This window comes from Yoonia sp. R2-816, from assembly GCF_046762905.1.
Taxonomy (GTDB): domain Bacteria; phylum Pseudomonadota; class Alphaproteobacteria; order Rhodobacterales; family Rhodobacteraceae; genus Yoonia.
Map to the genome: position 1 here is coordinate 1 of NZ_JBKQXN010000057.1, position 13,623 is coordinate 13,623.

The following is a 13,623-nucleotide window of genomic DNA, read 5'->3' on the forward strand; positions in this document are numbered from 1 at the left end:
ACCGACCTATCCGTCCATTCCCAAGCAAAACTCAGCGCTATCGCAAGGCAACTCAACGAACGACCGCGCAAGACCTTGCAATATCAAACGCCAGCGGAGAAGTTCGCCGAGTGTGTTGCGTCGACCGGTTGAGATCGCCGCACAAACCGCGCAGGCGGACGAGTTGCGTCTGAGGGGCGGGATCACCGCGACGCTGGACAGCGAATACACATATGCCACCATTAACGATACCACAGATCAAATCACTACCGATTACGGCACCGGCGGCATGGTCGCGCTGAACTACATGATCGACGATCTTTACGGCGGCGTCGGCCTTGATCTGGGTCTGCAGTTCAGCACCGTATCAGGTGGCGATCTATTCGCGCCGGATGGTTGCGATGCCCAGACCTTCCTCGGGCTCATTTCAGACTGTCAGGACAGCGCAGAGGTCGACAACCGCACAAGCTTTGCCGATATCCACGCGTTGGCCAGTTATTCGCTCGGGTCGGGCCAGACACAGCTTTTGGCCGGCGTATCGGCTTTGGGGTTCCGCAATGAACTCAATTCAGAGCATCTGCTTCCCGGCGGGTTCGAAAACTTCGTTGATCGCGACACGGAGTTTCGTGGCCTCGGCGTCAAACTCGGCGCCCGGCACCAGATCGTCCTGCCGCGCGATCTGACGTTCAACATCGAAGGTTTCGTCGGTCAGTATCGCGGCGACCGCGAGATGACGATCACCGATCTGGAAACGGATGCCGGGGAATTCACTCAGCTTCAGGAGGAAACATTCGAAGACAAGATCGACGTGACCACCATCGAAATCACTCCCTCAATCCTGATGCCCGCCGCTTGGGCCGGTGACGGCGCGTCGATGGAATTCGGCATCAGCTATAAGCTGTTTCAGGGCGTCGTCGATACCCGCAACGTCGTGGCGCACGGGGAATTCGATGCCTTCGAAGCGGGTCGTGAAAACGACGACATCGCGACGACCTCGCTCTTTGCCGGTCTGACCATCCCGCTTTACTGATCGTGACACACCGGGCCGGTCATCAACTGGCCCGGTTGCCAGATCGTCTAATCTGGGTCGGTCTCTCCCAACGCACAGACGATTTTCCATTCCTCGTCCGTCACCGGTTGCACGGACAGGCGCGAATTGTTGACCAGCACCATGTCCTTCAAGCGCCCATCCGCCTTGATGTCTTCCAAGGTGACGGGCTTGGCAAAGGGCCGCACCGCCTTGATATCCACGCAGTCCCAGCGTTCGTCATCTGTGGTGCTGTCGGGGTGGGCTTCGGCGCAAACCTCGACAATGCCCACGATCTCAAGACCGGTGCGTGAGTGATAGAAGAAGCCCCGTTCGCCCAGCTTCATCGCCCGCATGTTATTGCGGGCCTGATAGTTGCGCACGCCGTCCCATTCTTCGCCAGCCTCACCCTTGCCCACCTGTTTGTCCCAGCCCCAGACATCGGGTTCGGATTTGAACAACCAATACGCCATCAGCCAATCACCTTTTTCCAGGCCCGCAGTGTCACGCTTTCGAACAGTCCTGCCTTGGCGTAGGGGGCGTTGTCGGCCCAGGCCTGTGCTGCGGCCATATCATCCACATCAAGCACAATCAGCGATCCGCACATCTGCCCGTCATTGTCCAAAACCGGCCCCGCCATTTCCACGACGCCGGTGTCAGCGATATAGGCCAGATGCGCCTCGCGGTTGTCCATACGGGTCTGCAGCGCGCCGGGTTTGTCTTTGGTCATCAGGGCAAAGCGCATTTATTCCTCCTTCAATGGACGTGACAGCAGGGCGTTGAGTGCTGCGGGCACATCGGTTTTTCCTTCGATCAGATCGGCGACCACCGTGCAGATTGGCAGGTCAATGTCCAGATCAACAGCCATCTGGCGCACAGCGCGGGCGGTTGCTGCCCCCTCAACCGTGGTGCCACTGTCAAAATCCTCGCCCCGGCCCAGCGCCAGCCCATAGCGGTAATTGCGCGACTGGTCCGACGTGCAGGTCAGCACCAGATCGCCAAAGCCGGACAGACCCAGCAAGGTCGCCCTGTCGGCCCCCAGTTCCAGCGCCAACCGCTGCATTTCCGGGAAGCCCCGCGTGATCAACGCCGCACGCGCGCTGTCGCCCAGGCCAACTCCGATCGTCACGCCCGATGCAATCGCCATGACGTTTTTCAGCGCGCCACCCAGTTCGGCCCCAATCGTGTCAGTCGACCGGTATAGGCGCAGCGCAGTGGTCGATAGCGCCGTTTGCAGGATCGCGCCCATCGCATCATCGGCACAGGCAAGCGTCAGTGCGGTGGGCAACCCCCGCGCGATATCGGCAGCAAAGCTGGGGCCGGTCAGCACAGCTGCAGTGGCATCCGGTGCCAGATCGGCGATGGTGCTGGCGGGGCCCGTCATCCGGGTCAGATCGATGCCTTTGCAGCAAGCGACCAGTTGTTTGCCGCCCAGATGCGCCCGATGCGTCGTCAGAAAATCCCGCAAGGTCTGGGCCGGGATCGCCAGCAGGATGATATCACGCTTGAACAGGTCATCGGTGGCGGCGGTGAACGCCATGTTGTCCGGCAGGGTGACGCCGGGCAGCTTGGGGTTGGTTCGCGCGTTTTGCATCTGATGCACCGCATCCGCATTGCGCGCCCAAAGCAGGATATCATTACCATCCAGCGCCAGCGCCACGCCCAATGCAGTTCCAAAGGCACCGCCACCCGCTACTCCGATTTTCATGCCTTGGCCCCTTTCTTACCTGATCCCAGCATGGGTTCGGCCTGAACATCCAATGGCCAGCGTGGGCGGGCCGATAAGGTCAGATCGTCCGCTTCGCCATGCATCATCCGTTCGATCCCGGCGTAGGCGATCATCGCCGCGTTGTCGGTGCAAAGCGCCAGTGGCGGTGCCACAAATGTCGTGCCGGTATCGGCGCACAGACACTGCAGGGCCGCCCTTATCGGCCCGTTCGCAGCGACACCACCGGCGATGGCAAAGGTTCTGGTTTCGGGTGACAGGGCCAGATACACCTCTAGCGCGCGTCGTGTCTTTTCGGTCAGAATTGCCGTGACGGCGTCCTGAAATCCCGCACTCAGATCGGCCTGATCCTGACGTGTCAGCCCGCCTGCCTTTTCGACCACTCCGTCACGCGCGCGCAGGATTGCCGTCTTGAGACCGGAAAATGACATGTCACACCCCGGCTGGTTCAGCAGCGGGCGCGGCATGACGAAACGCTTCGGATCGCCCTGCGCCGCAGCCTTTTCCACCGACGGGCCACCCGGTTGGGGCAGGCCAAGAATTCGGGCGGTCTTGTCGAACGCCTCGCCCGGCGCGTCGTCGATTGTGCCACCGATCCGGCGATATCTGTCATGCCCTTCGACGATCAGAAACTGGCAATGCCCGCCAGAAACCAGCAACATCAGGTAAGGGTACGGCACCTGATCAGTCAGGCGCGGGGTCAGGGCGTGCCCGGACAGATGATTGACCCCGATCAGTGGCAGACCGGTCGCCGCCGCAATCCCCTTGGCACACATCACCCCGGACAGGACACCGCCGATCAGGCCGGGGCCTGCGGTCACCGCAATCCCGTCAAGGTCAGCCAGCCCCACCTTGGCGATCTCCAACGCCTCTTCGATACAATGATCCAGCTTTTCGGCATGGGCGCGGGCGGCAATTTCGGGGACGACACCGCCGAACTCCATATGCAGGGATGTCTGCCCGTAGACGACCGATGACAGGATCGTGGTGCCACGCACGACAGCGGCGGCCGTATCATCACAGCTGCTTTCGATCCCCAGCAGTGTCAGGTCCTTGGTCATTGGCGTTCCGGTTGCGTGTCGCTGCGACGCAGGTAACACTGCGGCGATGCTCAAACAATGGTCACCGACGCTCATCATCACCCGACCGCTGCCGCAAGGCGAGGCGTTTGCCCAGGCGTTGCGTGCGGCATGGGACGGTGACTTGCAGATCATCCTGTCACCGCTTGTGCAGATTGTTCCCTTGCCGGTTGAGGTTCCAGAAGTGTCCGGCCTGATCTTCACCTCTGCCAACGGGGTCGTGCAGGCCGCCCGGCTGAACCTGCCTGCCGGTCTGACCGCATGGTGTGTCGGGAACCGGACGGCGGCGGCAGCGACCGAAGCCGGGTTTGCCGCGAAAGCGGGGCCTGGCAATGCCGCAGAATTGATCACAACCATTGTCGCCGCCTGTCCGACCGGGCCGCTAGCCCATATCCGTGGGCGACACGCCCGAGGCGAGGTGGCGGCGAAACTGACCAAGGCGGGCATCGCTTGCGCTGATCTTGTCGCCTATGATCAGGCCCCCCAACCATTGAGCGCGGCGGCGATGCATGTACTGTCGGGTGAAAAACCTGTGGTTCTTCCCCTGTTCTCGCCGCGCACGGGCACCATATTGTCTGATCAGGGGCCGTTCACGGCACCGCTGCATATCGTGGCGATCAGTGACGCGGCCCTGCCGGATTTGTCCGCCGCCAGCGTTCATATCGCCGCTGGGCCGACGGGTGATGCGATACTGGCTGCAACCATTGCAGCGCTTTCTGCGTTGGTGGGTGACAACCGCTAGCCGTACCCGCGCTTGAGGGTCCGGCAGAGGCGGGATAATGTAGACCATCACCTGCGCGTTTCGTGGGTGGGGGCGCGGAAAGGGTGATAAACGTGGCAAAACAGCCATCCAATGGTCGTAAAACAACGACGAAATCGAAAAAACCGGCCGCAAACGCGAAAAAGCCCGACGAATCGATCAAGGCCGAAACGCTCGTCGACGCGATCCCGCCAGAGGTGCATGAGCCCGCAAAGGCGCAAACAGCCCCGGCCAAGCCCGAACCAAAAGAGCCGCAGCCAACCAAGCCCACGCCAACACCACCCAAAGCTGAGGAGCCGAAACCGAAAGTTGGGCAGTCAGCACCAGAGAAGGTGCCAGCCGCGGCAACGACAACGGCTCCGGCCCCTGCACAACGGTCTGGTGGTTTCTTTCCGCTGCTGCTGGGCGGGCTTATTGCCGGCATTCTTGGGTTTGGCGCGGCCACACTGCTCAGCACACAGACTGACACATCCCTCGCCGATCAGATCGCCGCACAATCGGCGAGCATTGATGCGTTGCAAAACCAGGTCGCCAGCATCCCCGAGGTGGATCTGAGCGGGATCGAGGCCGCACAGGCCGAAATGGCAACGAACCTCGACAGCCTGCAAGCACAGGTGACGGAGGATCTGAACGCGCTTGACAGCCGGATCGCCGATCTGGAAAGTCTGCCAACCGGCGAAGGCACAGTTTCGGATCGGGCCATTAGTGCCTATGAGGCCGAGTTGGAAAGCCTGCGTGCCGAGATGGAACAACTGACCGGTACAGCACGGGCGCAGCTGGACGAGGCCCGCGCAGAGGCCGCCGCGATTGAAGAAAACGCAGCCGCTGCCGCCCGTGCCGCCGCCGGTCGCGCCGCACTGGCCCGCATTCAGACCTCGCTGGACAGTGGCGAACCGCTTGGGGCCGCGCTGGGCGATCTTGAGGATGCCATTCAGGGATCCGCCCCTGATGCCCTGCTTACAGCGGAAAGTGGGGTGCCAACCCTGATGTCGCTGCAGGAAGAATTCCCCGAGGTCGCCGGTGCCGCCCTTGCCGCAGCCCGTAGTGCGGGCGTCGCAGGCGAAGAAACCACCGGTGTCGGCGCGTTCCTGAGAAACCAGTTCGAAGTACGATCAACCGTGCCGCGCGAGGGCAATGATGTTGACGCGATCCTGTCGCGGGCCGAAGCGGCCGTAAAAGCCGGGCGGCTGTCCGATGCGTTGGCCGAAATCGCAGCCCTGCCAGAAGAAGCACGCGTTGAAATGACCGATTGGCTGGGCCGGGCCGAAACACGCGCCGCCGCGATCAATGCGGTCGATACCCTGTCCACCACCCTGAATGATAACTGAAGGCGAAACCCATGCTCTGGTCCTTGATTAAAATCCTGGTTTTCGTCGCAGCCGTCATCGCGCTGACTTATGGCGGCACGATGCTGATGGATGTGGAAGGGGGTGCGACGATCTCGGTTGGCGGCATCGCCTTCACGCTCAGCCCGATCGAACTGGTCTTCGGCTTTGTCGCCGTTGTCGTGGCGGTCTGGCTGGGGCTGAAGCTGTTGGCACTGATGGTGGCCACATTCAAATTCCTCAATGGCGACGAAACGGCCATCTCGCGCTATTTCGACCGGAACCGGGAACGCAAGGGATACGAGGCGCTGTCAGAAGGGATGATGGCGCTGGCATCCGGCGAGGGGCATCTGGCCATGACAAAGGCTGCCCGCGCTGAAAAATACCTCAAACAGCCACAACTGACCAACCTGCTCACCGCGCAGGCGGCTGAACTGACCGGCGACAGGCGCAAGGCCGAAGCGACCTATAAACAGCTTCTGGCGGATGACAAAACACGCTTTGTCGGTGTGCGCGGAATCATGAAACAAAAGCTGTCCGAAGGGGATACCGATCTGGCGCTGGCGCTGGCGAAAAAGGCGTTTGCGCTAAAGCCGAAGCATGAGGAAACCCAGGATGTTCTGCTGAAACTGCAGGCGGAAAAGGCGGATTGGACCGGTGCTCGTCAGACACTGAATGCAAAGCTGAAATCCGGCAGCCTGCCGCGTGACGTTCACAAGCGGCGCGATGCGGTGCTGGCCTTGTCAGAGGCGCGCGATATTCTGGATACCGGCAAAACCATCGAAAGCCGCGAGGCCGCGATTGAGGCAAACCGGCTGTCGCCTGACCTGATCCCGGCTGCCGTGATGGCAGCGCGCGGCTATATTGCCGATGGCAATGCCCGCTATGCGACCCGTGTGCTGACCAAAGCATGGAGCGTGCAACCCCATCCGGAGCTTGCTGCCGCCTTTGCGGAAATCGTCCCGGATGAGACAGCCGATGCGCGGCTGAAACGCTTTCAAAGCTTCATCAAACGCACCGAGGATCATCCCGAGACAAAGATGCTGCTGGCCGAGTTGAACATCTCGGCCGAGGATTTCCCGGCGGCCAAACGTGCCCTTGGCGATCTGGTCGAAAAGGACCCGACAGCGCGCAACCTGACCCTGATGGCCGCAATTGAACGGGGCGAAGGGGCGGACGATTCCGTCGTGCGCGGCTGGCTGACACGGGCACTGACAGCCCCGCGCGGGCCGCAGTGGATCTGCGACAATTGCCAGCATATCCACGCCAGCTGGGGTGCGACCTGCAGCAACTGCAAATCCTTCGACACATTGTCGTGGAAAACACCACCTGCGGGCGACGTGGCGATGCCAGCGGGCACCGAAATGCTGCCTTTGATCGTGGGTCAGAAACACGACAGCGCGCCACCCGCCCCGGTCGAAGTGGTCGAGGCCGAGGTGGTGACGCCGAGCTTGGAGAAATAATGCTTTCCGGGGCAAAGGCAGAGTGCTAACAGACGCCCCGGTACGCCGCTGTAGCTCAGATGGTAGAGCACGTCATTCGTAATGATGGGGTCGGGGGTTCGAGTCCCTTCAGCGGCACCACTTTAGACAGACTAATCTAGCAATTTTATTTACTTAGATTAATAATCTGTACCAAAATCCATCCCATTATCCACCTTTGATGCTTTGAATGCGGGCGGATCGCGCTTTTCGCTTTGATCAACCGGGTTATGGCTCTATCGCCCGATGACTGGTTCGAATAGTTCCAACGACATCTGTTATTAGATACTCTGCTTTCTGGCCAATCAGTCCGGTGCCCCGAAATCGAGGCTTGTCGGCCGGTAGTTGAAGAGCTCAAGCCGGTGTGGCTTGCCATTCCCGTTTTCCAGTCGCATTGCGGTCAAACTTGCCGGGGCGACGGGAATGATGCTGGCCGGTTGCAGGTCAAGGAAGCGCTGTAGGATCGCGCGGATGACCCCGCCATGACAGGCGACCAGCAGGTTGGTGCACGGGGTTTCTGCTTCACTGCGTATCACGGCGGTGACTCGGTCGGCAAACGCCTCCCATGGCTCTCCTCCCGGCGGTGTGCCGGTCCCTGCGCGCCAAGCCAGATAGGCGGTCTCATCTTCTGCGATGATGTCGGTAGTTGTGCGGCCCGTCCAGTCGCCCACGTCAATTTCGCGAAGGTCACGGATCGGGGTCGCGTCAGGCGCACCGATCCGCGCCGCCGTTTCACGCACCCGTTCAAGGTCAGAAGTGATGGCGCGACAGGGTTTGAGCCCGTCAATCGTGGTGCGCAAGGCGTCCGCTTGGCTACGCCCTGTTTCTGAAAGCGCGATATCTGCCTGACCTTGCAGGCGGTGGGTGGCATTCCATTGTGATTGCCCATGTCTTACCAGAAGAATACGCATCAGCCGATCCTTTCGCCGTCAAGAGCGAACCAGCATTGCGGTTCAGCAGGAAGTTCAAATTGGACGGTATCACCAATCCGCGCACTATCTGCACGATCCACGATGGCGGTCAATCGCAGATCCTTTGACAGCCCTGTGACCATTGTGCGCCCGGCGATGGCGCTGACCTCGACCAATTCCATGGGCAGCGTTCGTTCGTTTGGTTGGTCAGTGATCTGCATCGCCTCTGCACGGTACATGGCCAGACACTTATCGGCAGGCGGGCTCAGCGCCATATTGCGGCCACCAACCTTATAGCCGCTGCCGTTCTTGGCCACGGGAATGATATTGTTGGGCGGCGTGCCAACGAATGTCGCGACAAAGGCTGTTTGCGGTTGATCAATCAGGTCCGCAGGGCTACCGAATTGCTGAACCCGTCCCTCGTTCATGACGGCCACATGGCTGGCCATTGTCATCGCCTCAATCTGGTCGTGGGTGACATAGACTGTGGTTGCCCCGGTGGCGCGGTGAAGACGCATGAGTTCGGTCCGCATCTCGACCCGCAACTTGGCATCCAGATTTGACAAAGGTTCATCGAAGAGCAGAACACTGGGCTTGGGTGCAATGGTGCGTGCGATGGCCACGCGCTGCTGTTGGCCGCCTGATATCTCGTTCGGGTAGCGGTCGGCCAATGCATGGATGTCGAGAAGTTTGAGCACCTCATCAACGCGGGCTTGCCGATCGGAGGCGGGCATCTTGGCGACCTTCAGCGGCCATTCCACATTGCCGCGCACCGACATATGCGGCCACAACGCGTAGGATTGAAACACAAGGCCGGAGTTTCGTTTTGCCGGATCAACAGACCAACTTTGGTCGCCATCCGACACAACTTGCCCATCAAATATGATCTGCCCGGCGCTTGGCAATTCAAGCCCGGCCAGCATCCGCAGCAACGTCGTCTTACCGCAACCCGATGGCCCCAAAAGCACAAGAAACGCGCCGTCAGGCACCGAAATCGAAACATCTTCGACAGCCGTGAAATCGCCAAAGCTTTTGGTGAGGTTTTTGATATCAAGCATATGTCTTCAATCCTTCAGCCAGGGCTGCGATTTCGCCTGCAGGCGGTTTGCAATCAGTGTTGCCACGATTGAGATGGTCAGGATCACAACAGTGATCGCATTGGCGAATTGCCCAAATCCTTCTGATGCATAGCGGTAGGCCAAAACGGACAGCACCGGCATGGTCGGTGTGAACAGCAGCACCACAAGTGACAGATCACGGATAATTTTGACAAAGATCAGAATACCGCCAGCGGCCAACCCCCGGACGGCAAGCGGCACCGTGATCGCGCCAAGTCTGCGCAGAAAACCAGCGCCGGTCAGGCGCGCACTTTCCTCAAGCTCTCCGCCGACCTGCTGGATCACAGCACGTCCCGTCTGCACCGAAAACGGCAGCAGATAAGCCGTGCCCGCGATGACCAGCAATGCAAAGGTGCCATAAAGTGCCGGAAACGGCCCGATCGGTGCGCCGAGATAGGCGATATAGGCCGCGCCGAACGCGATGCCGGGCACAAGCAGTGGAAGGAAGCTGATCTGGGTGATTGCGGCAGAGGCCCAGCCTTCGCGATAACGTGCGGTCGTATAAGACGCCAGCAGACCTACAATCATGCCGGTGAAAGCCACGGCCAGACCCAGTGACAATGTCACCATAAGCGCCCGCACAATATCAGCGTTGTGGACAATGCCCGGCACGCCTTGCGCAAAGGAGGGGTTGCTGGCGCCGATCCAGTAATGCGCTGTCCAGCCTGAAAACAGGTTGGCCGATGATGGGGCAAAGCTGGATGCCAGTAGCACGATCACCGGCACCACAGTCGATGCCAACAAGAACATCATCGCGAAAGCAAAGAGCGGCCAGCGCGCACCGCGCAGATCAAACCGCTTGGCCCGCCCGCCCTTGCCGGTGATGGTGGCGTATGACCGGCGGCCCGACACAACGCGGTTGCCCGCCCACAGGAAAAGCCCCGAAATGATGACCAAAAGAATGCCAATGACGTAACCACGTCCGACCTGTCCCACTTCGATCATTCCAAAAAGGCGGGTCGACAATGTTTGCATCCGCACAGGCAGGCCCAAAAGTGCGGGGGTGGCGAAATTCGATACAGCACCGGCAAAACAAAGCGATCCCGCCGCCACCAATGCCGGGGTTGTGACCGGCAGGATGATCCCCATAAGAATGCGCCGCCCCTTGGCGCCGGCAATCTGCGCTGCTTCGACCAGATCGGAATTCACCGTTGCTAGTGCTGCCGCGATAATGGTGAAAGCAAGGCTGAAATAATGCAGCATCAACACGATCAGTGTCGGCACCATGCCCCAGGCCAACCAGTCGGGCACGTCAAAGCCCAATCCCTGAAACCAGCCGATCTGCCCGCCCACACGATCATTGCGAAACAGGGTGCCCCAAGCCAGGGCGGCTGCAAAGGACGGGATCATGAAAGGCAATGTCGCCATCACCCCAATGGTCCGTCGATAGGGGACGTTGGTCATGACCACCAACCATGCAAGAAACCCGCCAAGCAGCACGCAGCCGGTGCTGACAATCAACCCGATCAGCATCGTGTTCTTGAGCGGTTTGTAGAACAGGTTCGTGGACAGCCTGCCCGACAGCACATCACCCCAGGCCCCGATCACATCAGGGCGAAGCGTAAACAAAACCGTGCGGATCAGCGGCAGCACGATCAGCGCGATCAGCAACAGCAACACGACGATCTTGAGAACCGTACCCTGCTTGAAAAAGACCCGTCGTCCCTGACGGCTCATGGCGATATCAGCCATTCGGTGACCCTTGCGATGTATGATGAGGCAGATGCAGAGGGGGGCAAATGAATGCCCCCTTCAGAGTTGCATTACTGTAGCGTCAGGACAAGATCGCCGATTTCGGCGCGGATCTTGGCCGTCTCAGCCGGGGCGACGCGCCAAGCAGTAAAGTCATCCAGTGGCACCGCATCTGGATGCGGTGGAATATCCGTCCGGGTGACGTAGTCTCCCGCGACGTAAAACGGGGCGAGGCCCGGTCCGCCAGTATCTGTCTCGTCACCCATCAAAAAGTCGATCACCAGACGGGCCGCTGCGGGGTTGTTCGGCTCTGCTGTCAGGGCCAGTACCGCCGGAAAGATGATACCCGGTGCGGGTGCCACATCATTGGCAACCTGCAATGCCCAACCTTCTTCCTCGTTGTCGCGACGGTCAGAGTAGCTGGTAAATCCAACCGGTGGATTATCCTGCCCCAATCCGCCTACGGCGGCATTCACATCATCGGTCGAGCCCACAAGGATCACATCATTTGCGAATAGATCCATGATGAACTTTTCACCTGCATTCGCAGCGCCGTCCAAGTCGATGGCTTCACCAAACTCGGCCTCATATGCTGCAGCCATCTCATCGGAGCGCAACACAATCTCTGTCATCAGATCAAGGTAATCGCCGCGCTGTAGCGGATCGACCATAACCACACGGCCCGCCCATTCGTCGCGTGTCAGATCCCAGAGCGAGTCGACCGGCGCACCATCAGGGTTGGCTTCTTCATTATACATCAGCACTTTTGTCGACAGCCGCTGCGCCAGCAAAGGTGATTGAAATTCAACTGGTACGCGATCCGTCACGCGGGGCGGCACATAAGGTGCGATGATCCCGGGTGCCAGCAGGGCTTCCAACACGACTGGCGCGTCGGATACATAGACGACATCCGCATTGGTGACACCAGCCTGCGCTTCCGCGCTCAAGCGGGCGATCTGTTCGGTTGATGAGATATCAAAACCCTGCAGATCAATGCCCGGATAGGCGGCCTCGAACGCCGCCTCGACCTTGCCGATCCGGCTGGTGAATGAATAGACGGTGACCGTCCCTTCCGCCTGCGCGAGCGGCAGTAGTTCTTCTGCCGTCATCGCGTCAAGATCTTGCGCCGCTACAATTGTCGTAGACAGCAAAAGACCGATCGCGCCGAGGCACGTTGTTTTGGTGATACTCATGGTTTCCTCCCGTTATGGCGGTCCGATCAGTCGAACCGTTCAATCAATTGCCCAAGCCGTTCCAGCTCTTGCAGTGATTTATCTTTGTTTTGTGAACCTGCTGCGACAATGATGGCGTTACAGACAGTCATTGGCACCACCAGCGTCTGGAATGAATCCGCGTCTCCACCGCGTGGGGCGCGAAGCAGGTGGTCAGGCTGCGGCGACAGGATCGCACCCCTGTTTCCCGAAATCACGATTGTCTCCGTGCCGGCCTCGCGGGCCGTCTGCATCAGGGCTTCATAGCTGCGTGGCGGACGCCGGAAAGCGAAGGTCAGCAAAACATCATTTTCGCGCATACCCAGGGCGCCTTCGGCAAGATGGCGCGGATCACCATCCAGTTGGTGCACATCCTTGCCAAACCGGCGGAACCGCTTGCTCATCATCAGCGACAGCACCTCAGAGTTGCCATAGCCGTAGATGAAAATGCGATCAGCACGGATCAGCTTTTCAGCGACAGTATTGATCTGTTCGGCCGAAATCGCGTTCTCGACCTGCCCCAACGCCTGCGCCTCTTGCAAGGCCAGGTTGCCCAGGATGGAATCGGGGGCTGTCCCGTCAAATGTCTTTTCAAACCGCGTTGCAGTCTCGCGTGTGGCGATAAACTCCTCACGTAATGCGTCGCGAAATGCGGCGTAGCTGGCATACCCAAGCTTACGCGCGAGACGTGATGCAGTAGCCTCGTGCACGCCGACAGAACCAGCCAGATCGTTTGCTGTCCCCAATGCAACAGCTGTCGGACTCTCAATAACTGCTTGTACCATAAGCCTTTCGTTTGGCGTCAAGTTTGAGGAGCTTTCCGCGATCTTTTCAAGGACTGACATATGTTGGTCTTTCGTCATGAGTCACATTATGCATGCAATCTTGCACAAATTTTAACACCATGCAAGTAAGCTTGCGTAAGCTTGGCAATGCATGTAGATTTGCGCTTACCTTACAATCTTGCAAGTTGTCTTGCATTTGCCGCCAATTCGCCCCAGTTCAAACATTTTGTGGGACCAAAGATACCGCCGGAAACAACCTAGCATGTGTTTCGCCAAGTGAAACCACGCTCTTTTTAACGATGAATTGTAAGGATACAGACAATGACTGTCCCCCTGAAGAAGCGTCTATACGCGTCCACATTTTTGGTCTTAGCAGCGACGACGCTGCCGGCCTTCGCACAGACTGTGACGTTGACGGCGTTGAATGCTGAGATGTCGATTGAGGGTGAGTTGTTGGGGTTTGATGGTGAGACCTATAGGATCAACACGGTTCTGGGTGAGTTGACGTTGAATGCGAGCATGGTGCGGT

13 protein-coding genes, 1 tRNA gene and 2 pseudogenes are annotated in these 13,623 nt (G+C 59.3%); 7 read left to right on the plus strand and 9 right to left on the minus strand.

What is annotated here, in order from left to right; translation table 11 throughout:
* A pseudogene (locus ACFWW2_RS00950) lies at window positions 1-132 on the plus strand (IS30 family transposase); the annotation flags it as partial.
* Window positions 116-1,009 (plus strand): hypothetical protein, encoded by an 894-nt coding sequence (locus ACFWW2_RS00955; protein ID WP_393925490.1) that lies wholly within the window; start codon window positions 116-118, stop codon window positions 1,007-1,009. The pseudogene ACFWW2_RS00950 and the gene ACFWW2_RS00955, both read left to right, overlap by 17 nt.
* A gap of 47 nt (window positions 1,010-1,056) precedes the next feature.
* Here the strand turns inward: ACFWW2_RS00955 and ACFWW2_RS00960 are convergent, their stop codons facing one another.
* The 4 genes from ACFWW2_RS00960 to tsaD are packed head-to-tail and all read right to left on the minus strand — an operon-like array spanning window position 1,057 to window position 3,793.
* The gene (locus ACFWW2_RS00960; RefSeq protein WP_393925491.1) at window positions 1,057-1,479 is read right to left on the minus strand and encodes an EVE domain-containing protein; all 423 of its coding nucleotides are present in this window, start codon (window positions 1,477-1,479) and stop codon (window positions 1,057-1,059) included.
* Entirely contained in the window at window positions 1,479-1,751 is a 273-nt protein-coding gene (locus tag ACFWW2_RS00965; protein ID WP_393925492.1) for a YciI family protein, read from the minus strand. The genes ACFWW2_RS00960 and ACFWW2_RS00965 overlap by 1 nt, the downstream gene beginning before the upstream one ends.
* Window positions 1,752-2,714 (minus strand): NAD(P)H-dependent glycerol-3-phosphate dehydrogenase, encoded by a 963-nt coding sequence (locus ACFWW2_RS00970; RefSeq protein ID WP_393925493.1) that lies wholly within the window; start codon window positions 2,712-2,714, stop codon window positions 1,752-1,754.
* Window positions 2,711-3,793, minus strand: coding sequence for a tRNA (adenosine(37)-N6)-threonylcarbamoyltransferase complex transferase subunit TsaD (tsaD, locus tag ACFWW2_RS00975; protein ID WP_393925494.1), 1,083 nt, complete (start codon window positions 3,791-3,793; stop codon window positions 2,711-2,713). Before tsaD ends, ACFWW2_RS00970 begins: the two co-directional genes overlap by 4 nt.
* A gap of 46 nt (window positions 3,794-3,839) precedes the next feature.
* Here tsaD and ACFWW2_RS00980 point away from each other — a divergent pair, with 46 nt between their 5' ends.
* From ACFWW2_RS00980 to ACFWW2_RS00995, 4 genes are all read left to right on the plus strand, one after another.
* Complete coding sequence (locus tag ACFWW2_RS00980) at window positions 3,840-4,553, plus strand: uroporphyrinogen-III synthase (RefSeq protein WP_393925495.1); 714 nt, start codon at window positions 3,840-3,842, stop codon at window positions 4,551-4,553.
* A 92-nt stretch (window positions 4,554-4,645) separates the two neighbouring features.
* On the plus strand, window positions 4,646-5,899 hold the full coding sequence (locus ACFWW2_RS00985; protein WP_393925496.1) for a COG4223 family protein: 1,254 nt from the start codon (window positions 4,646-4,648) through the stop codon (window positions 5,897-5,899).
* Window positions 5,900-5,910: 11 nt separating this feature from the next.
* The gene (locus ACFWW2_RS00990) at window positions 5,911-7,359 is read left to right on the plus strand and encodes a heme biosynthesis protein HemY (RefSeq protein ID WP_393925498.1); all 1,449 of its coding nucleotides are present in this window, start codon (window positions 5,911-5,913) and stop codon (window positions 7,357-7,359) included.
* A gap of 44 nt (window positions 7,360-7,403) precedes the next feature.
* A tRNA-Thr gene (locus ACFWW2_RS00995) sits at window positions 7,404-7,479 on the plus strand.
* A 203-nt stretch (window positions 7,480-7,682) separates the two neighbouring features.
* On the opposite strand, the gene ACFWW2_RS01000 is transcribed toward ACFWW2_RS00995, so the two are convergent.
* The 5 genes from ACFWW2_RS01000 to ACFWW2_RS01020 form a co-directional block, all read right to left on the minus strand.
* Window positions 7,683-8,288, minus strand: coding sequence for a histidine phosphatase family protein (locus ACFWW2_RS01000; RefSeq protein ID WP_393925499.1), 606 nt, complete (start codon window positions 8,286-8,288; stop codon window positions 7,683-7,685).
* A complete protein-coding gene (locus tag ACFWW2_RS01005) occupies window positions 8,288-9,346 on the minus strand; it encodes an ABC transporter ATP-binding protein (RefSeq protein WP_393925500.1) in 1,059 nt (352 codons plus the stop codon). The genes ACFWW2_RS01000 and ACFWW2_RS01005 overlap by 1 nt, the downstream gene beginning before the upstream one ends.
* 6 nt (window positions 9,347-9,352) lie before the next feature.
* The gene (locus ACFWW2_RS01010) at window positions 9,353-11,098 is read right to left on the minus strand and encodes an ABC transporter permease (protein ID WP_393925502.1); all 1,746 of its coding nucleotides are present in this window, start codon (window positions 11,096-11,098) and stop codon (window positions 9,353-9,355) included.
* Between the two features lie 71 nt (window positions 11,099-11,169).
* Window positions 11,170-12,291 (minus strand): ABC transporter substrate-binding protein, encoded by a 1,122-nt coding sequence (locus ACFWW2_RS01015; protein WP_393925503.1) that lies wholly within the window; start codon window positions 12,289-12,291, stop codon window positions 11,170-11,172.
* 26 nt (window positions 12,292-12,317) lie between these two features.
* Window positions 12,318-13,172, minus strand: a complete 855-nt coding sequence (locus ACFWW2_RS01020) for a MurR/RpiR family transcriptional regulator (protein ID WP_393925505.1) — start codon at window positions 13,170-13,172, stop codon at window positions 12,318-12,320.
* Between the two features lie 243 nt (window positions 13,173-13,415).
* On the opposite strand from ACFWW2_RS01020, the pseudogene ACFWW2_RS01025 reads away from it, so the two are divergent.
* A pseudogene (locus tag ACFWW2_RS01025) lies at window positions 13,416-13,623 on the plus strand (flagellar motor protein MotB); the annotation flags it as partial.

What these genes read in the sequence shown, in the direction of transcription:
- ACFWW2_RS01005 (WP_393925500.1), bottom strand. Translation starts at nt 9,346, where the DNA reads ATGCTTGATATCAAAAACCTCACCAAAAGCTTTGGCGATTTCACGGCT.
- ACFWW2_RS00980 (WP_393925495.1), top strand. Translation starts at nt 3,840, where the DNA reads ATGCTCAAACAATGGTCACCGACGCTCATCATCACCCGACCGCTGCCG.
- ACFWW2_RS01010 (WP_393925502.1), bottom strand. Translation starts at nt 11,098, where the DNA reads ATGGCTGATATCGCCATGAGCCGTCAGGGACGACGGGTCTTTTTCAAG.
- ACFWW2_RS01000 (WP_393925499.1), bottom strand. Translation starts at nt 8,288, where the DNA reads ATGCGTATTCTTCTGGTAAGACATGGGCAATCACAATGGAATGCCACC.
- tsaD (WP_393925494.1), bottom strand. Translation starts at nt 3,793, where the DNA reads ATGACCAAGGACCTGACACTGCTGGGGATCGAAAGCAGCTGTGATGAT.
- ACFWW2_RS00965 (WP_393925492.1), bottom strand. Translation starts at nt 1,751, where the DNA reads ATGCGCTTTGCCCTGATGACCAAAGACAAACCCGGCGCGCTGCAGACC.
- ACFWW2_RS00990 (WP_393925498.1), top strand. Translation starts at nt 5,911, where the DNA reads ATGCTCTGGTCCTTGATTAAAATCCTGGTTTTCGTCGCAGCCGTCATC.
- ACFWW2_RS00960 (WP_393925491.1), bottom strand. Translation starts at nt 1,479, where the DNA reads ATGGCGTATTGGTTGTTCAAATCCGAACCCGATGTCTGGGGCTGGGAC.
- ACFWW2_RS01015 (WP_393925503.1), bottom strand. Translation starts at nt 12,291, where the DNA reads ATGAGTATCACCAAAACAACGTGCCTCGGCGCGATCGGTCTTTTGCTG.
- ACFWW2_RS01020 (WP_393925505.1), bottom strand. Translation starts at nt 13,172, where the DNA reads ATGACGAAAGACCAACATATGTCAGTCCTTGAAAAGATCGCGGAAAGC.
- ACFWW2_RS00970 (WP_393925493.1), bottom strand. Translation starts at nt 2,714, where the DNA reads ATGAAAATCGGAGTAGCGGGTGGCGGTGCCTTTGGAACTGCATTGGGC.